The organism is Lentzea sp. NPDC055074 (assembly GCF_053608005.1).
Window position 1 is genome coordinate 321076 of record NZ_JBSGUQ010000005.1, and the last position, 16444, is coordinate 337519.

The window sequence follows — 16444 nt, forward strand, 5'->3', positions numbered from 1 at the left end:
CGGGAGACTTTGAGTTGTCTGGTCACCACACGATTGCCGAGACCGAGAAAGCCGTCCAGGCCAAGCTCGGTGCGGTGCCGCTGCGTCGCGAGCAGATGGCGGCGGTGTCGAACATCCACCGCGCCGCCACCGCGATCCGCCAGCACCTCGAGAACTCGGTGCTGCGCACCAGCGATCTGACCTGGACCGGCTTCGTCGTGCTCTGGGTCGTGTGGATCTGGGGCGAGATGGAGACGCGCTACGTCGCCGAGGAGGCCGGTATCTCCAAGGGGACCCTGACGGGCGTCGCCAAGACGCTGCAGTCACGGGGCCTGCTGGAGCGCATGGGCCACCCGACCGACGGGCGCCTCGCGGTTCTGCGGCTCACCCCTGAGGGTGAAGAACTGATGGCGGACCTCTTCCCCAAGTTCAACGAGGAGGAGGTCTTCGTCTCCGACCCGCTGGAGTCCTCCGAGGCCCAGTCGCTGGCCGAGATGCTGCGCCGCATGGTGACGCACCTCGAGGCCAACGGGGAGCAGCGTCGGCTGGACCTGCGTGGAGACACGCCGCTGCCGCCTCGGCGGTCCGGGCGGCGCGCCAAGCACGGATGATCGGTCGCCACGGGGCGACTCACCGGGGGTGAGTCGCCCATTTCGGCGTTCGTTCGCAGTCTGGCCGGTCAGAGGGCAACCCCCTGACCAGGCGTCAGAGCAGGCTCAGCACCCGCGCGTGCAGCGTGTCGAGGTAGTCCTCGGACTCCGGCTTCATCAGCACGCTCCGCAGCACCCGCGCACCGTCCGCATCGGCCGTCACCCCGGGGTGGCGCGCGGCGAACGCGCTCTTCGAGGCCCGTGCCACGCTCAGGAAGATCGGGTCGACGGGCGCGTTCATGCCGGTGTCCATGACGCGGTGCGAGGCGGCGTCCACGGCCGACAGCGTGAGCGGGTCGGTGCGCGGGAAGTACGTCACGATGTCCAGCTCGGGTTCCTGGTAGAGCTCCAGGGCCTCGGACTCGCGGATGATCGACGCCCAGCGCACGGCCGCCCGCCGTCCGGCCGCCAGCACCTCGCCCAGGCCGTCCCGCGTCAACGGCAGCAGCCGCAGCGTCAGCCAGAGACCCGCCGCCGCCGCGCCCGCCCGTGAGCACTCCAGGCTGATCTCGCCCAGGTGCAGCTCGTCGGACGTGAAGTAGGTGTACGGGGAGTCGTGCAGGTAGAAGCGGCCCACGGACGGGTCGCGGAACAGGACCGCCCCGCAGCCGTAGGGCTGCAGGCCGTGCTTGTGCGGATCGACGACGACGGAGTCGCACGAGCCGATGGCCTTCCACGGCTCCGGCGCGAGGTCCGTGCCGGCGAGCAGGGTGAAGAAGCCGCCGTACGCGCCGTCCACGTGCACCCGCACGTCGTAGCGGCGTGCGACGTCCAGCACGAGATGCACCGGTTCGACGGCACCCAAAGCGGTAGTTCCGGGCGTGACGACGACCGTGCCGACCTTGCCGGTCTTCAGAAGCTCTTCCAGAGCGTCCAGATCCATGCGGCCGAGGCCGTCCACGGCGACGGGGTGGCCTTCGATGCCGAGGACGCCGCACATCCGTGAGTGCGTGTAGTGCGCCTCGGAGGAGTACGCGATGCCACGGCCCGGATGCAGCGAACGGGCGACGAAGAGCGCTTCGAGGTTCGCGATCGTGCCGCTGGACGTCAGGTGGCCGAGGTGCTCCTCGCCGTAGCCGAACATCGTCGCGAGGCCCGCGACGACCTCGCGTTCCATCGCGGCGGTCGCGGGGCCGCCGTCGAGGGCGTGGTTGTTCGGGTTGATCAGCATCGCGGACAGGTAGCCCACGACGGCCGCGGGGTGCGGCGGCTTGAGCATCTGGCCCGCGTAGCGCGGGTGGAAGAACGGGTAGTTGTCGCGCAGGCGGTCCTGCAGCTCGGCGAGTGCCGAGCCGAAGACCGCCGGGTCGACCTGCAGGGACGAGTGGGGTGTGAAGGTGCCGTAGTCGGCGGTCCACTTCTCGTGGTTGGCCAGCGCCTCGTTGAGCCAGTGTTGAAGATCCACAGCGCACACCCCACTCGTTCCCGCACACATCCGAATGTTCGAATTTGGACGTTACGGCAGACCCCAGCGCGAAGACGAGCCGTTGGCCTTCACATCACGCGCCGAGGTGTCGGGACGCGTGCCACGGCGGGAGATCACGGCGCTCTGACCTCGGCGGAGCGGGATTTCGACCGCAGAGCCGCGAGTCTTGTACTCCAGTCGGCGGCCCCACGTGTCGCGGACGTCGATGTCGCCGGTGATCCCGTGCTCCAGCACCAAAGGCGAGCCCGCCTCGGAATGGACCTTGACCCAGTCGGTCCGGCCTCCAGACCGCGACGCGTCGACGAGGAACGCCCCTTGCGTGCGCAACGACGAGATGGAGGCATCGGCCCAAGTGGACGACACCGACGGGAACACGCGCACGACGTTGTTGTGCGACTGGACCATCATCTCCAGCACGGCCTGGCCGGACATCAGCGGCGACTCGATCGCGAGGTTGCCGCCCTCGCGGTAGAAGGTGTTCTCGGTGAGCACGGCGTTCGTGCCGACCTGCTTGCGGTCGAGGAAGTAGCGCAGGAACCGGAGCGCCTCCTCCGGGCGGCCCATCGCCGACGCCATCGCGGACGCGGCCCCGTAGCTGTATCCGGCCCACGCCTGCTGCCGCGAGACCCAGTGGTCGAACGTCCTGTCGATCAGCGCGCGGTGTTCCGGCATGTCGTAGGTCAGCTCGCGCAACGGGTAGAACCACAGCATGTGAGAGAAGTGGCGGTGCGAGTCGTTGAGCGCCACGTCCTTGCCGATCAACGCGCCGTCCGGGCCCAGGTGGTAGGGCACGAGCCGGTTCGCGATGTCGCGCCAGCGGGCGTTCTCCTCGATGGACAACAGTGTGCGCACACCCCAGCGGATCAACGAGAGGTCGTACGTCGTGTCCGTGGCGTTCGCGTACTCCGGTGAGCGCGTCTCCGGCAGATGGAGCTTCCCGTCCGTTCCCTCGACGAGGAACCGGGCGTAGTAGTTGACCGCCTTCGTCAGGATCGGGAAGAGGACGTCCTTGAGGATCTTCTTGTCCATCGTGTGCCGGTAGCCCAGCCAGACGTTGTGGCAGGCCCACAGAAGATTGCCCGTATGGTCATTCGGCGCGACGCCGGGAACGCCGCAGTAGCGCGGTCCCGAACGGAGCGTGCGGTCGCCGGGATGGCAGATCGCGTACGAGTTCCCGTCGCGGTACGCGGGGTTCACGTTGAGTTCCAGGTTGTGCTCGAACCGCTTTAGCGTCGTCGTCACCGCGTCGAGCTCGTGGTGGTTCGAGCCGTTGACCAGCGGGTACGAGATCTGGACGTTGAGGTTCCACCACACGGCCGTCCAGCTGTTGCCCTGTTCGGGGAACCACGGACCCCACTCGGAGATGACCGGCGCGTCGGCTCTGGTGGCAGCCGCCATCTTGTAGAGCTGCACCCAGTAGAAGCGCTGCACGAGCTTGTCCGGCACCGAGACCAGCGACTTCGCGAAGTAGGCGTTCCACCAGCGGCGATGCTGCAACGTCAGCACCTCGGAGGGGATCGCGAGCGCCTGTCGCACCTCGCGGATCGCGTCGGACGTGTGCGTGTCCGCAGGGTGTGTGTACGCCACGTGGGCCGCGAACCGGCCGTTGCGGGTCTGCCAGGCCGTTGTGTACCCACCGCCCGCGAGCAGCGGCTGCGCGGCGTAGGAGACGCCGTTGGCCGTGCCCAGGGTCGGCGCGGGGTTGGCCGTGTAGTCCGCCGGCCTGCGGATCTGCCGCGTCGTCGACGACTCCAGCGGCTGGAAACCCCAGGTCGCGTCCCCCTTCACCGACGCCAGGAACGTGCTGCGCGAGTTGTGCACGAGCATCGTGAACGTCGCTGAGCCCTGCGTGGTCGTCACGGAGCCCGTGAGCTCGGCGTTCCACAGGTCGAGCGTCCAGTCGACGGCGGTGATCGCGCCGGCGAACTGCAGGGTCAGGTACCCGATGGGCAGCCGGGAGAGGCCGACCGCGGCCTCCCAGTGCTCGCGCTGGTCCTGCACCTCCGAGTGGCTGAGCATGAGTTTCAGCTCGTTCGCGGTGCGTCCCGCGTAGACCTGGACGCCGAGGAAGCCGTTGGCGAGAAAGGGACTATCGCCCCAATTCGCCGGCAGCCGCCTCCATTCCATCCGGGCGTCCTTCACGACGTCCCGGTGCACGTTGTGACCCGATGTTTCGGGGATCGTCGGCGCTGCGACCGAGATGCCCGTGCCCAGTGCGGAGGCCCCCACGGCCGCACCCGTCCCGTACAAAAAGGTTCTACGCGACAGCTCTGTCACTGTTCGTCCCTCCGTGCCGTGGCGGCGGCGAACGGATCTAACCGCAGAAGTCATCCGATGACTAGCGAGGCTGTGACGACCACCGCCTTCTTGCCTGCAAATCGTTGTTGCACAGTCCTAGCCATAGCCCAGGTCCGGCAATTAGCGTCTGGGCACATGTCACCTGTTGCCATGCACATGAGCGACGGTCTCCTGAACGCGCCGGTCTCGGTCGTCTTCCTCGTCGTCGCGGCGGTGGGCGTCGGGTTCGCGTTGGTCAAGGCCCGTGCGGACCTCGACGACCGCACGGCGCCGATGGCGGGCCTGGTGGCCACGTTCGTCTTCGCCGTCCAGATGATCAACTTCCCGATCCTGCCCGGCGCCTCGGGCCACCTGCTCGGCGGCGCGCTCGCGGCGATCCTGGTCGGTCCGTACGTCGGCGCGCTGTGCGTGACGATCGTGCTCGTGGTGCAGGCGTTGCTGTTCGCGGACGGCGGCCTCACCGCGCTGGGCGCCAACGTCACCAACATGGCGCTGATCGGCACCGCGGCCGGGTTCCTCGTCGCGGTGGCGCTGCGCAGGCTCGCCGAGAAGGGCAAGGGCGGTCTCGCGGCCGTCGCGTTCGTCTCGGCGTTCGTCAACACGATGCTGGCCGCCACCGGGTTCGTCGTCGAGTACGCGATCGGCGGCGCGGGCGGCGTGGAGATCGGCAAGGTCGCGCTGCTGATGTGGGGCCTGCACGCGCTGATCGGCATCGGCGAGGGCCTGATCACCGCCGTCACCGTCACGTCGGTCGCGTCGATCCGCCCTGATCTCGTCCACCTGCTCAAGGGCGGCCGCAAGCCGCTGGAGGTGCGGTCGTGAAGAAGTTCTTCATCGGGTTCGCGTTCGTGTCGCTGCTGATCGCGGGGGTGCTCTCGTACTTCGCGTCCGGCGACCCGGACGGCCTCGACAAGACCGTCGAGGACACCGGCATCGCCGAGCACGCGCAGGAGCACCCGTTCTCCGGCAGCACGTTCGCCGACTACGCGCTCGGCGGTGACGACAAGTTCACCGGTCTCGCGGGCGTGCTCGGCGTGGTCGTGGTGCTCGGTCTCTCGTTCGGTCTCTTCTGGTTGCTGCGCAAGAAGTCCGACGTTCGATGAGCGGGAGCCACGACGTCCTGCACCACGCCGGCGACTCGCCGGTGCACCGCCTCGCACCCCACGTGAAGATCCTCGTGGCGTTCGGGGCGGTGCTGGGTGTCGTGGCGACGCCGCGCACGGTGTTCCCGCTGTTCGGCCTGTACCTGCTGGTGATCGTCGCGGTGTGGTTCGTCGCTCGGGTACCGGTGCTGTGGTTCCTGAAGCGCGCGGTGATCGAGGTGCCGTTCGTGGTGCTCGCGTTCCTGCTGCCGATCTTCGGCACGGACCCGCGCACCGAGCTCCTCGGGCTCTCGGTGTCGATCGAGGGCTCTCTGGCGGGCTGGAACATCCTCGCCAAGGGCACCCTGGGCGTGCTGATCAGCCTGACCCTGGCCGCCACGACGGCGCCGGGGGAGTTGTTGCGCGGTCTGCAGACGTTGCGCGTGCCCGCGCCGTTGATCATGATCGCCACGCTGATGCTGCGCTACGGCGAGGTCGTCATGGGTGAGGCGAAGCGCATGCGCGTCGCCCGCATCTCCCGCGGTGACGACCCGCGGTTCCTGTGGCAGGCGGGCGCGACCGCACGTGCGGTCGGCATGTTGTTCATCCGGTCCTACGAACGCGGAGAGAGGGTGCACCTCGCGATGGTGTCGCGCGGCTGGACGGGCAGCCCCGGAGGTTCCGCGATGATCGTGCCGGAGACCCCCGCCGCCGCTGCCCTGGAGGTCTCGAAGCTGGCCTTCGCCTACCCCGACGGGCACCAGGCGCTGTTCGGCGTCGACCTGCGCGTCGAGCAGGGCGAACGCGTCGCGGTGCTCGGCCCGAACGGCGCCGGCAAGACCACCTTCGCGTTGCACCTCAACGGAGTCCTCTCCGGCGGCTCGGGGTCGATCTCGGTCGCGGGCCTCGAGGTCCGCAGGCAGAACCTGCGCGAGATCCGGCGCCGCGTCGGGCTCGTCTTCCAGGATCCCGACGACCAGCTGTTCTGCCCGACGGTCGCCGAGGACGTCGCGTTCGGGCCGCGCAACTTCGGCATGTCCGATGTGGACGAACGGGTGTCGAGGGCGTTGGGCGCGGTCGGCATGGAGTCGGTGGCCGACCGCTCACCTCTGCACCTGTCGGGCGGCCAGCGCCGCCGTGTCGCCCTGGCCTCCGTGCTGGCGTGCGCGCCGGAGATCCTGGTGCTCGACGAGCCGTCGGCGAACCTCGAACCGGTGGCCCGCCGCGAACTGGCCGAGCTGCTGCTCTCGTTGGCGCCCACCATGCTCATGGTCACGCACGACCTGCCGTTCGCGCTGCAGATCTGCCCCCGCAGCGTGCTGATCGACGACGGCGTCGTCGTGGCGGACGGGCCGACCCGCGAGATCCTCGCCGACTCGGAACTGCTCGCCCGCCACCGCCTCGAACTGCCCTACGGCTTCCGCCTCGACTGAAGGCCGTTGAGCACGATCTCCAGCAGCACGACGGGGTTCGCCCCCTCGTGCATGCTCTGCAGCATCCCCTTCATGAGCACCACCAGGTCCGTCGCCGTGACGTCGTGACGCACGCCGCCCGCCTCCTGAGCCTTCTGGAGGAGACCGCCGAGGGTCTTGTGCAGACCCTTGCGCAGCTCGGGTGACACGGTGATCGCGTCGGACATGTCCCGCTTCACCGCGGCCTCGTCCGCCATCTTGGTGAGGAACGCGAACAGGGCCTGCTCGGGGCTGTCCGCGGGCTCCTCCGCCGACGCGATCATGGCGGCCACCCGCGTCTCCGTGACGGCCTGGAACAACGCCTGCTTCGTCGGGAAGTGCCGGTAGACCGTCCCCGGTCCCACGCCTGCCCTGGCGGCGATCTCGTCCAGCGGCACCTCGAAGCCCTGGGAGGCGAACAGCTCCCGTGCCGCGTCCAGCACCTTCTCGCGGTTCCGCACCGCGTCGGCTCTCATCGTTGCCAACCGGGGCGCGCGTTCCGTATCGTCCTAAGCGGGGTCACCGTTCCGATTCTACTTTTGGGGAGACGACATGACGCGCACACCCGAGCAGATCGTCGAACACGTCCGCAGGATGGTGGCGGGGGAGCAGACGCACGGCCAGTTCGCCGACCTCTTCGCCGAGGACGGCGTGATGGCCTACCGGTTCCCGACGCACCACCAGCCGCCGGAGATCCAGGGCCGCGAGGAGATCCGCGCGTACTTCGGGAAGGTCCGGGGCGCCAACGTGCGGGAGAAGATCGAGGTCCAGGACGTGGAAACCCAGGGCTGGCGCACCGACGACCCGTCCGTCGTCATCGCCGAGACCACCCACCGCGGCTGGTCGAAGGTGAAGCAGGACTACTACACGTTCACCGCCGTGGCGATCATCCACTTGCGCGACGGCGAGATCGTCCGCTACGACGACTACATGAACCCGCTGCTGCTGCAGGAACTCCTCGGCGTATGACGTTCGACCTGTCCGCTTGGTGCACCTCGGCGCTCGGCAGCGCCTCGTCCTCGGTGTTCTACTCGCGCGAGTCGATCTCGTCGGTCTTCGGCGTGCGCCTGGTGGACGGTCGCGAGGTCTACGTGAAGGCCCGCCCGGACGACGGCCGCGGCGCGTCGTGCCTTGCCGCACAGGCTTTTCTGGCCTCGCGGGGATTCCCGTGTCCCCGCCCGCTGACGTCGGTGGTGGTGTCGGACGGGGTGGCCGTGCACGCCGAGGAACCGTTGCCGGGTGGTGAGATGCTGCTCGGCACCTCCCCCTCGGTGGTCCGGCGTTACGCGGAGGTGTTCGCCCGGCTGATGGCCCTGCTGGCCGACGTCTCCGTCCCGCCGCCGCTGCCTTCACCGCGCTGGGCCCGGTGGGACCACGGCGATCCCGGGCTGTGGCCGGCGATCGACTTCCTCGACGCGCGGGACCAGAGCGTGGTGCCGTCGTTCGTGCTCGACGTCGCCGCACGGGTTCGCGCGCGGCTGCTGGCCACCTCGTTGCCGTGCGTGCTGGGGCACGCGGACTTCGAGGCGCAGAACCTGACCTGGCAGGACGGCGAGGTGCTGGCGGTGCACGACTGGGACAGCCTGGCGTGGCAACCGGAATCGGCCCTGGTGGGTGCGGCGGCCGGAGCGTTCGCCAACTTCTCGCCGCCCTCGTTGGTGCCGGTGGAGAGCTCGGCGGCGTTCATCGAGACGTATCAACGCGTCCGCGGACGTGCGTTCTCCTTGGAGGAAATGGAGATCGCGTGGGCCGCGAGCTTGTGGACCGCTGTGCACAACGCGCGGTGGGAGGTGCTGCACGGCGATCCGACGCCGTCCGGTGACGCGGTGCGTGAGCAGGCCGCCGAGCGCCTCCGGCTGGCGAACGCGTGACCGGCGGGCCTGCTCACCTCGCGGTCAGGGCGTGGACTTCCGGCATTTCGTGACCCGGACGGCGTCGGTCTCCGTCAGATGGCAGACCACGTGGTCACCCTTCCGCACCTCGGTCTCGAACTCCGTCTTGTCGACCATCGCACGGTGCCAGTTGTCCGACCGCAGGTTCTCCGGCCGGCCGGTGGTCACGTTGATCTCGTACCTGGTCTCCTGGACGTCGAGGACGAGGAACGTCGGGTCGGCCTCGATGCGGTGCTCGGAGCACGCGGTCAGGGCCAGGCAGGCGAACAACAGTGTGATGGGAACGCGCATTCTTCTTACCCCCCAAGTCGATCTCGACTTGTCGGACGCGTCAGGTGCGAGGGGGTTGCTCCTGCCGTGGACCGGTATCGCGCGCTTGCTCCTGGCCTGCTGCGCGCCGCCGACGCTCCGCCAGCACCGCCGACAGGTACGGGTGCGGATGCGTGTACTCCACGCGGGGCGACCGGATCGCCGCCCCCACGTCGTCCGACAGCCGGGTCCCCAGATCCCACCGGGCCTGCTCGGAGAGCTCGTGATAGCGGCTCAGGTACTGCCGTGCCGCCAGCGCCAGCTCGTCCGGCAGCTGCGACAGGTCGAGCCCGGAAGCCCAGTCCGCGAGCTGCGGCGGCATGACGGCGAGCTCCACCTCCTGCCGGGGCACACGCGTGTGGATCACGACGGTGCCCGCGAGGTAGTCGCCGACCCGCTTGCCCTTCTCGGAGAACAGCGACACGAACAGCGCGATGGCGCCGCCCAGGCCGAGGAGCCAGAAGTCCACGACGAAACCGGTCAGCGAGCGCACCAGGGCGTGGCGGAAGCGGATCGCGCCGCCGTCGTCGCGCACGACGCGCAGGCCCATGGCGAGCTTGCCGAGCGACCGCCCCCGCGTCGCGGTCTCCACCGCGGTCGGGAAGCCGATCATCACGACGATCAGCAGCGAGAGCGCGAGCGCGGACTGCAGCGCGGTGTCGACGTCGACCGGAGCCAGGACGAACACGAGCACGAGCAGGCCGAACTGCACGGCCACGTCGATCGCGAACGCGACCGCCCTGCTCGCCAGCTGTGCGACGCGCAGGTCCAGAACTACCGCTTCACCGGTGACGAGGTCCCCCACGCGGATAGTGTGACTCATCGTGGATCTGGACGTGTTCATCGATCGCCACCGCGCGTCGTGGCAGCGGCTCGAGCAGCTGGTCAAGCGGTCCGGCCGGCTCGACGGGGCCGAGGCCGACGAGCTGATCGAGCTCTACCAGCAGGTGACGACGCACCTGTCGGTCGTGCGCAGCCAGATGCCGGACCCCGCCACGGTGGAACGGCTCTCCGCGCTGGTCGCACGGGCGCGGTCGGTGCTCACGGGCACGCACACGCCTGCCTGGCGGACGTTCACGCGCTTCTTCACCCACCGGCTGCCCGCCGCGATCTACCGCGGCTGGCGGTGGTGGGTACCGGCCGGGCTCGCGTTCTACCTGGTCACGGGCATCATCGCGGCGTGGATCGCGGCGAACCCGGACGTGCAGGCGACCATCGCCGCGCCCGACGAGCTGCGCGAGATGACGCGGGTCGGCGGCGGGTACGAGTCCTACTACTCCAGCGACCCGGCCGGTTCGTTCGCGGCGAAGGTGTGGACGAACAACGCCTGGATCGCCGCCGCCTGCCTGCTGCTGGGCGTGCTGTTCGCGATCCCGCCGATCTACCTGCTCTTCACCAACGCGCTGAACGTCGGCGTCGGCATCGGCGTGATGTTCGGCGCGGGCCGCGGAGAGCTGTTCCTCGGGCTGTTGGCGCCGCACGGACTGTTGGAGCTCACGGCCGTGTTCGTGGCTGCGGGCATCGGCATGCGGCTCGGCTGGCAGGTGATCGACCCGGGCAAGCGCACCCGTGCCCAAGCCCTGGCGACGGAGGGCCGTTCGGTCGTCGCGGTGGCGCTCGGGCTGGTGCTGGTCCTGCTGGTCTCCGGTGTGCTGGAGGGCTTCGTGACGCCGTCCGGGCTGCCGACGTGGGCTCGCGTCGGCATCGGCGTGGTGGCCGAGGTGCTGTTCCTGCTCTACGTCTTCGTGATCGGGCGCAGGGCCGCGAAGCAGGGCGAGACGGGCGACATGGACGCGAGCGAACGTGAGGACGTCGCGCCCGTCGCGGTCTAGAGCTTGCCCGCGGCCTTCAACGAGAGATAGCGGTCCGCGAGAGCGCGCGGCAGGTCATCGGGCAGTGCGTCCACGACGTCGACACCGTGCCGTGCGAGCAACGCGGTGAGCCGGCGGCGTTCGGCCAGAGTCCGTTCCGCGGCAGCAGCGGCATAAACGGCCTCCAGGTCGTCACGTCCGGCGGCCATCGCGTGCACCGCAGGGTCGGCCACCGAGGCGATCAACAGGTGGTGCCGCGTGGCCAGCGTCGGCAGCAACGGGATCAGGCCGTGTTCGATCGACGGCTCCAGCGACGTCAGCAGCACGACCAGCGAGCGGCGACCGGCGCGGCGCAGCACCTCGGCGACGGCCCCGCGGGCGTCGAACTCGACCAGTTCCGCCTCCAGCGGCGCCATGGCCTGCACCAGGACGGGCAGCGTGGCCCGCGGCACCGATGCGCGCACCTTGTGGCTGAACGCCAGGAAGTCGACCTGGTCGCGGGCCTGCGATGCCAAGGCGGACAACAACAGCGCGGCGTCCATCGACGTGTCCAGGCGCGGCAGGCCGCCCAGGGCGCCGTCCACGCGGCCCGCCGAGGTGCGGGCGGTGTCGAGCACGATCGTCACCTGACGGTCGCGTTCCGGGCGCCAGGTGCGCACCACGACGTCCGACGACCGGGCCGACGCACGCCAGTCGATCGAACGCACGTCGTCACCGATGACGTACGCGCGCAACGAGTCGAACTCCGTGCCCGCGCCACGGATCAACGACGCGCGGCGGCCGTCTAGTTCACGCAGGCGTTCCAGCAGTGGCGGGAGGTGGCGGCGGCTGTGGAACGGCGGCAACGCGCGCACTGTCCACGGCACGACGTGTGAGCCTTGCCGTGCCGCGATGCCCAACGGGCCGTACGAACGCACGGTCACACGGTCCGCAACGCGATCGCCACGACGCACGGGCCGTAGCTCGAACGACAGCACACGCGACCCGCCAGCGGGCACGTCTACCGCAACACGATCGGCGACCACACCGGCAGAAGGCGCCCATGCGTCACGCAGAACGCCACGCAGCCGACGACCAGGGTTGTGCACCGTCAGCTGCACCGCACACGGCTCTCCCGTGCGCACAGACGTCGCTCCCGCGCGAGAGAACGTCAACCGCCGGACACCGGCGGCCAGCACCAGGTCGACGGCCACACACGCCACTACCACCCCGAGCAGGAGGAGAATCCCTTGCCACGAAGGCAACAGAAGCCCGACGACGAGAACCCCGATGAGCGCGAGCAGCCCCGCGCGGCCCGTGAGCGCCACGTCAGCGCGGCACCTGAACAGCGCCGAGCACGCCGTCCAGCACGCCGTCCGCCGTCACGCCCTCCAGTTCGGCCTCCGGCCGCAGCTCCAGCCGGTGCCGCAACGCGGGCCGTGCGAGCGCCTTCACGTCGTCCGGCGTCACGTAGTCACGGCCCGAGAGCCATGCCCACGCGCGCGCAGCAGCAAGCAGAGCCGTCGCGCCACGAGGAGAGACGCCCAGGCGCACGGCCGGAGACTGCCGGGTCGCGCGGCACACGTCCACGACATAAGCGATGACCTCGGGAGCCACGACCAGAGAACGCACCGCCGCCGTTCCCGCGTCCAGATGCGCAGCGCTCGCAACGGGGTTCAGCGACGACAGGTCCCGCGGGTCGAAGCCGGACGCGTGCCGGGTCAGCACGTCGATCTCGTGCTCCCGCGCCGGGATCGGCATCGTCACCTTGAGCAGGAACCGGTCGAGCTGCGCCTCGGGCAACGGGTAGGTGCCCTCGTACTCCACCGGGTTCTGCGTCGCCACGACGATGAACGGCGACGGCAGCGGCCGCGTCTTGCCGTCGGCGGACACCTGCCGTTCCTCCATCGCCTCCAGCAGCGCGGACTGCGTCTTCGGCGGCGTCCGGTTGATCTCGTCGGCCAGCAGGAGGTTCGTGAACACCGGGCCCTCGCGGAACGAGAACGCCGCGTTGTGCGAGTCGTAGACCAGGGACCCCGTCAGGTCGCCGGGCATCAGGTCCGGCGTGAACTGCACACGCGTCGTCGACAGGTCCAACGCGCGCGCGAGAGCACGCACGAGCAACGTCTTCGCGACGCCCGGAACACCCTCCAACAGCACGTGTCCCTTGCACAGCAACGCGAGGATCAACGACGTCACGGCGGCGTCGTTGCCCACCACGGCCTTGCCGATCTCCGCGCGCAACGCCACCAGCGCCGTGCGGGCTTCCTCGGTGGTGACCACTGCCGTCATCCCTTGCGCACCTCGTTCTCCAGAACGTCCAGCTCGTGAGCCAGCGCGACCAACCCCCGGTCGTCCACCGGCTCCCTGTCGTCAAGCAGCGCCCGTACCGTTGCGACGGGACGCGAAGTCCTGCGGGCGATCTCCTCGGACGGATCGTCGCCCTGCGGCACCCCGAGCAGCGGCGCCAGCCGGTCCCGGGCCGCCTGGCGCAGCACGGAGGCGGCGTGCGGGGCGGCGTGCGACCGGCGGTACAGCCGCGCCCTGCCCTCCACGGTCTCGGCGGCGCGCACGACGACCGGGAGCGGTTCGGGCACCACCCGCCCGAGCCTGCGGGCCCGCCACAGCGCGATCAGCACGGCCGCGATGCCGAGCTGCAGCGCGCCGAACTTCCAGCCGTCCGGGATCAGGTCGGTCAGCGACTTCTGCTGCGACCGGTCCGCCGCCGACGGCACGTACCAGACCAGGCGTTCGTGCTGGCCCAGCAACGACAACGCGAGTGCCGCGTTGCCCTCGGAGTCGATGTCGCGGTTGGTGAAGATGCCGCCGTAGCCGATCATCGTCACGGTGCCGGTGCGGACCAGCGTCGAGTCGTAGCACTGCTGTTCGCCCTCGTAGACGAACCCGCCCGTGGTCGCCCGGCCGGCCTTCGCCGCGAGCGGGCAGCCCGGCTCGCGGGTCTCGGGTTCGAGCCTGCTCACGCCCGTCGCGGGTGCGAGGAGCACGGTCGCCGAGGCCCGGCTGCTCAGGTCCGCGAGCCGGTCCGGGTCGATCAGGTTCGGCTGCGTCACGAAGAGCGTCGCACCGTCCACAGAGGACGCGTTGTCGGTCAGCTCGACGCGCACACCGTTCTGCTCCAGCAGCTCGGCGACCGCATGGCTGCCCTCCGGCCGGAACGAGCGGGGGTCGAGCGCGCCGCCCTCGCCGCCGCCGCGCAGCAACGTGATCACGATCGCCGCGAAGAGGATGATCACGCCGATGAGCACGGGACCGCGCGCGGCAGTCCAGATCCTCCCGGCGTCGGGGGACACCGCCGTCATCCGCGCACCTTGCCGTCCACGGAGACCAGCGTCTGGTACCCCTCCGCCGTCGCGGGCCTGCCGCCGTACCAGACGTCGTCGAACTGCACCGCCGCGCCGCGCAGGTCACCGGCGAGCACCGGAAGCGCTTGCCCCGCCTCGAAAGCGACCTCGTCCACGGTGCGTCCGGCCCGTGCGTCGAGCACGCCGCGTTGTTCCAGTTCGCGCGCCACCGCGCGGAAGCGTTCACGCACGGCCTCGGCGAAGTCGCCCTCCGCCGCGGCCTTCTCGGCGGCGGCCCGGTGCTCCGCCGCGGTCAGGACGGTCGAGCCGAACACCTTGCCGCTCGAGCGCAGCGCACGGCTCGTGCGCCCGACACGGAGGCGGACGACGATGACGATCAGCACCACCACCGCCACGACGATCACGACCGCGGTGAGGCCGCTCATGCCGCCCGCCCCGGCGAAGAGCTCGCCGAGGCGTTCCAGCACCCAGTCGACGGCGCGTTCCAGCGGGTTCGGGTCGTCGGAGACGTACGCCGGGTCGCTGAGCTCCCGGACGGCCGCCTCCCTCGCCTCGTCGCGGCCGAGATCTACCGGTACGTCAGATACCGCCATGCCCTGCGGCCCGCTGGAGTTCGATGTCCATGCCCTCGGAACGCATGCGGCGGTCGACGTAGACCAGCACGGTCACCGCGGAGCTGAACGGCAGCGTGATCGTCGAGGCGATGATCGCGCCGATGGTCGACAGGACCAGCGAACCGGCGGTGAACGCCGCCGACGGGTCGGCGGAGAAGCCGGTCGTCGCCGCGCCCAGCAGACCGAACGGCAGGCTGATGATCCAGCTGATCACCCAGCCGATGACGACGGTGAGCAGCAGGATGCCGAACGTCCGCCACCAGGCGCCGTCCACGAGCTTCTTCGAGCGGCCGAACGCGGCGGTGATGCCGGCGCGCTCCAGCACCAGCGCGGGCGTGACCAGGGCGAACAGCACCCACAGCCAGATGCCGGGCACGATGCAGAGGATCAGGCCGACGGTGATCACGAGGCCGGAGAGCAGCGTCGCGCCGAGCAGCGGGAGCAGCCGGGGCTTGAACTCCTCCCACGCCTGCGCGAACGTGACCGGCTTGCCCAGCACGGCGTGGCCCACGATGACGGTGATGAAGCCCGACAGGAACACCGTGCCGATCAGCAGCAGCAGGACGCTGAGCAGCGTGCCGGTGAAGAACCCGGTGATGGCCGTGGTGAGCTGGTCCATCGCCTGTTCCTGCGTGACCGTGTTCGGGTCGAGCGTCACGACCGCGGAGAGGTCGTCGAGGAACGGCAGCTGCACCAGCAGGCCGACGATCTGCGTGACCGCGGCGACGACGGCCGCCGCGCCGATGATCAGCTTCGGGTAGCGGCGCATCGTCGTGATGGCGCCGTCGACGATCTCGCCGACGGCGAGCGGCCGCAGCGGGATCACACCGGGCTTGATCGTCGGGCCCGCTCCGGGCGGCGGCGGGGCGTTGTAGCCCGGCTGCTGACCGTACTGGGGCGGCTGCTGCCCGTGCGGCGGCTGCTGCGGCTGGTTGGATGGCTGGTCGGGTGACGACCAGCCGGGCGTTTCGGACATCTCGGCTACCCCCGGTCGTGGTGTGAGCGGCATCCTGCCAGATCAGGGCCACCGCCACCCGGCAACCTGATCACGAAACGAGCTCGGTCCGCGCCTGGGACGGTGTCGTGCGCCGCATGCCCGCGCTGACGCACCTCCTGACCACCTGCGGCTGCTCGCGCATGAGCCGCAGCCCGCGCCTGACCAGCGTCGGCACCGGCTTGCGGGCCTCGGCCACGTCCCGGGCGAACCGGCGCACGAACGTGACGGGCGGACTCGGCGCGAGCACGATCGCGTCCCGCAACACCCCGGCCTCTCTCGCACCGCGCACCAGCAGGTCCGCGAACAGGCCCTCCGCGATGAACGCGGGCGCGTCACCGAGCTCGATCGTCTGCGTGCCGACCGCGCGGTCCTCGCTGATCGAGTAGACCGGCGCCTCGACCCGTCCCGTGTTCGACAGCTCGATCACGGCCTGCAACGCCTTGTCCGCGTTCCACGAGCCGATGTCGTCCCAGTCGGCCCGGCCGTGCTCGTCGCGGGGGAGCAGCGGGTCGTCGCCGTCGCGGTAGAAGTCGTCGAGGCGCAGGACCGGCCAGCCGAGGTGGGCGGCGAGCGTCGACTTGCCGGAGCCGGAGGGTCCGGCGAGCAGCACGGCACGAGGGATGGGCACGGAAC

Annotated in this window: 18 protein-coding genes and 1 pseudogene; 8 read left to right on the forward strand and 11 right to left on the reverse strand. The window is 70.1% G+C overall.

What is annotated here, in order from left to right; genetic code table 11:
• Positions 1-14 precede the first annotated feature (14 nt).
• Positions 15-590 (forward strand): MarR family winged helix-turn-helix transcriptional regulator, encoded by a 576-nt coding sequence (locus ACWF7A_RS14755; RefSeq protein WP_030481763.1) that lies wholly within the window; start codon positions 15-17, stop codon positions 588-590.
• Between the two features lie 94 nt (positions 591-684).
• Here the strand turns inward: ACWF7A_RS14755 and ACWF7A_RS14760 are convergent, their stop codons facing one another.
• Both ACWF7A_RS14760 and ACWF7A_RS14765 read right to left on the reverse strand, forming a co-directional pair.
• A complete protein-coding gene (locus ACWF7A_RS14760) occupies positions 685-2034 on the reverse strand; it encodes a pyridoxal phosphate-dependent decarboxylase family protein (protein ID WP_452250970.1) in 1350 nt (449 codons plus the stop codon).
• A gap of 51 nt (positions 2035-2085) precedes the next feature.
• Positions 2086-4386 carry a glycosyl hydrolase family 95 catalytic domain-containing protein gene (locus tag ACWF7A_RS14765; protein ID WP_452250971.1) on the reverse strand — a complete coding sequence of 767 codons (2301 nt, stop codon included), beginning with the start codon at positions 4384-4386 and terminating at the stop codon, positions 2086-2088.
• A gap of 102 nt (positions 4387-4488) precedes the next feature.
• Here ACWF7A_RS14765 and ACWF7A_RS14770 point away from each other — a divergent pair, with 102 nt between their 5' ends.
• From ACWF7A_RS14770 to ACWF7A_RS14785, 4 genes and pseudogenes are all read left to right on the forward strand, one after another.
• Positions 4489-5175: an energy-coupling factor ABC transporter permease gene (locus ACWF7A_RS14770; RefSeq protein WP_452250972.1), complete on the forward strand. Its 687-nt coding sequence runs from the start codon at positions 4489-4491 to the stop codon at positions 5173-5175.
• Positions 5172-5456, forward strand: coding sequence for a PDGLE domain-containing protein (locus ACWF7A_RS14775; RefSeq protein WP_452250973.1), 285 nt, complete (start codon positions 5172-5174; stop codon positions 5454-5456). Before ACWF7A_RS14770 ends, ACWF7A_RS14775 begins: the two co-directional genes overlap by 4 nt.
• Positions 5453-6091: pseudogene (gene cbiQ / locus ACWF7A_RS14780) on the forward strand (cobalt ECF transporter T component CbiQ); the annotation flags it as partial. The gene ACWF7A_RS14775 and the pseudogene cbiQ, both read left to right, overlap by 4 nt.
• A 30-nt stretch (positions 6092-6121) precedes the next feature.
• Positions 6122-6868, forward strand: coding sequence for an energy-coupling factor ABC transporter ATP-binding protein (locus ACWF7A_RS14785; RefSeq protein ID WP_452251155.1), 747 nt, complete (start codon positions 6122-6124; stop codon positions 6866-6868).
• On the opposite strand, the gene ACWF7A_RS14790 is transcribed toward ACWF7A_RS14785, so the two are convergent.
• Positions 6847-7362, reverse strand: coding sequence for a TetR/AcrR family transcriptional regulator (locus tag ACWF7A_RS14790; RefSeq protein ID WP_452250974.1), 516 nt, complete (start codon positions 7360-7362; stop codon positions 6847-6849). The two genes, ACWF7A_RS14785 and ACWF7A_RS14790, sit on opposite strands and share 22 nt — an antisense overlap.
• 76 nt (positions 7363-7438) lie before the next feature.
• Here ACWF7A_RS14790 and ACWF7A_RS14795 point away from each other — a divergent pair, with 76 nt between their 5' ends.
• Positions 7439-7855 carry a nuclear transport factor 2 family protein gene (locus tag ACWF7A_RS14795; RefSeq protein ID WP_452250975.1) on the forward strand — a complete coding sequence of 139 codons (417 nt, stop codon included), beginning with the start codon at positions 7439-7441 and terminating at the stop codon, positions 7853-7855.
• Positions 7852-8757, forward strand: a complete 906-nt coding sequence (locus ACWF7A_RS14800) for a phosphotransferase (protein ID WP_452250976.1) — start codon at positions 7852-7854, stop codon at positions 8755-8757. Before ACWF7A_RS14795 ends, ACWF7A_RS14800 begins: the two co-directional genes overlap by 4 nt.
• A 24-nt stretch (positions 8758-8781) precedes the next feature.
• Here the strand turns inward: ACWF7A_RS14800 and ACWF7A_RS14805 are convergent, their stop codons facing one another.
• Together ACWF7A_RS14805 and ACWF7A_RS14810 are read right to left on the reverse strand one after the other, a co-directional pair.
• Positions 8782-9069, reverse strand: a complete 288-nt coding sequence (locus ACWF7A_RS14805) for a hypothetical protein (RefSeq protein ID WP_452250977.1) — start codon at positions 9067-9069, stop codon at positions 8782-8784.
• Between the two features lie 40 nt (positions 9070-9109).
• Positions 9110-9892, reverse strand: coding sequence for an RDD family protein (locus ACWF7A_RS14810; protein ID WP_452250978.1), 783 nt, complete (start codon positions 9890-9892; stop codon positions 9110-9112).
• 19 nt (positions 9893-9911) lie between these two features.
• On the opposite strand from ACWF7A_RS14810, the gene ACWF7A_RS14815 reads away from it, so the two are divergent.
• The gene (locus tag ACWF7A_RS14815) at positions 9912-10919 is read left to right on the forward strand and encodes a stage II sporulation protein M (protein WP_452250979.1); all 1008 of its coding nucleotides are present in this window, start codon (positions 9912-9914) and stop codon (positions 10917-10919) included.
• On the opposite strand, the gene ACWF7A_RS14820 is transcribed toward ACWF7A_RS14815, so the two are convergent.
• The 6 genes from ACWF7A_RS14820 to ACWF7A_RS14845 form a co-directional block, all read right to left on the reverse strand.
• Positions 10916-12205: a DUF58 domain-containing protein gene (locus tag ACWF7A_RS14820; RefSeq protein ID WP_452250980.1), complete on the reverse strand. Its 1290-nt coding sequence runs from the start codon at positions 12203-12205 to the stop codon at positions 10916-10918. The two genes, ACWF7A_RS14815 and ACWF7A_RS14820, sit on opposite strands and share 4 nt — an antisense overlap.
• 1 nt (position 12206) lies before the next feature.
• Complete coding sequence (locus tag ACWF7A_RS14825; protein ID WP_452250981.1) at positions 12207-13169, reverse strand: AAA family ATPase; 963 nt, start codon at positions 13167-13169, stop codon at positions 12207-12209.
• On the reverse strand, positions 13166-14197 hold the full coding sequence (locus tag ACWF7A_RS14830; RefSeq protein WP_452250982.1) for a DUF4350 domain-containing protein: 1032 nt from the start codon (positions 14195-14197) through the stop codon (positions 13166-13168). The genes ACWF7A_RS14825 and ACWF7A_RS14830 overlap by 4 nt, the downstream gene beginning before the upstream one ends.
• Positions 14194-14793 carry a DUF4129 domain-containing protein gene (locus ACWF7A_RS14835; RefSeq protein ID WP_452250983.1) on the reverse strand — a complete coding sequence of 200 codons (600 nt, stop codon included), beginning with the start codon at positions 14791-14793 and terminating at the stop codon, positions 14194-14196. Before ACWF7A_RS14835 ends, ACWF7A_RS14830 begins: the two co-directional genes overlap by 4 nt.
• Positions 14780-15790 carry a hypothetical protein gene (locus ACWF7A_RS14840; protein ID WP_452250984.1) on the reverse strand — a complete coding sequence of 337 codons (1011 nt, stop codon included), beginning with the start codon at positions 15788-15790 and terminating at the stop codon, positions 14780-14782. Before ACWF7A_RS14840 ends, ACWF7A_RS14835 begins: the two co-directional genes overlap by 14 nt.
• Before the next feature lie 70 nt (positions 15791-15860).
• Entirely contained in the window at positions 15861-16439 is a 579-nt protein-coding gene (locus ACWF7A_RS14845) for a uridine kinase family protein (protein WP_452250985.1), read from the reverse strand.
• Between the last annotated feature and the right edge of the window lie 5 nt (positions 16440-16444).

Excerpts from the sequence above, each read along its gene's own strand:
- ACWF7A_RS14765 (WP_452250971.1), bottom strand. The coding sequence starts at position 4,386 with ATGACTTCTGCGGTTAGATCCGTTCGCCGCCGCCACGGCACGGAGGGA.
- ACWF7A_RS14770 (WP_452250972.1), top strand. The coding sequence starts at position 4,489 with ATGTCACCTGTTGCCATGCACATGAGCGACGGTCTCCTGAACGCGCCG.
- ACWF7A_RS14785 (WP_452251155.1), top strand. The coding sequence starts at position 6,122 with ATGATCGTGCCGGAGACCCCCGCCGCCGCTGCCCTGGAGGTCTCGAAG.
- ACWF7A_RS14790 (WP_452250974.1), bottom strand. The coding sequence starts at position 7,362 with ATGAGAGCCGACGCGGTGCGGAACCGCGAGAAGGTGCTGGACGCGGCA.
- ACWF7A_RS14795 (WP_452250975.1), top strand. The coding sequence starts at position 7,439 with ATGACGCGCACACCCGAGCAGATCGTCGAACACGTCCGCAGGATGGTG.
- ACWF7A_RS14800 (WP_452250976.1), top strand. The coding sequence starts at position 7,852 with ATGACGTTCGACCTGTCCGCTTGGTGCACCTCGGCGCTCGGCAGCGCC.
- ACWF7A_RS14805 (WP_452250977.1), bottom strand. The coding sequence starts at position 9,069 with ATGCGCGTTCCCATCACACTGTTGTTCGCCTGCCTGGCCCTGACCGCG.
- ACWF7A_RS14825 (WP_452250981.1), bottom strand. The coding sequence starts at position 13,169 with ATGACGGCAGTGGTCACCACCGAGGAAGCCCGCACGGCGCTGGTGGCG.
- ACWF7A_RS14830 (WP_452250982.1), bottom strand. The coding sequence starts at position 14,197 with ATGACGGCGGTGTCCCCCGACGCCGGGAGGATCTGGACTGCCGCGCGC.
- ACWF7A_RS14835 (WP_452250983.1), bottom strand. The coding sequence starts at position 14,793 with ATGGCGGTATCTGACGTACCGGTAGATCTCGGCCGCGACGAGGCGAGG.
- ACWF7A_RS14840 (WP_452250984.1), bottom strand. The coding sequence starts at position 15,790 with ATGTCCGAAACGCCCGGCTGGTCGTCACCCGACCAGCCATCCAACCAG.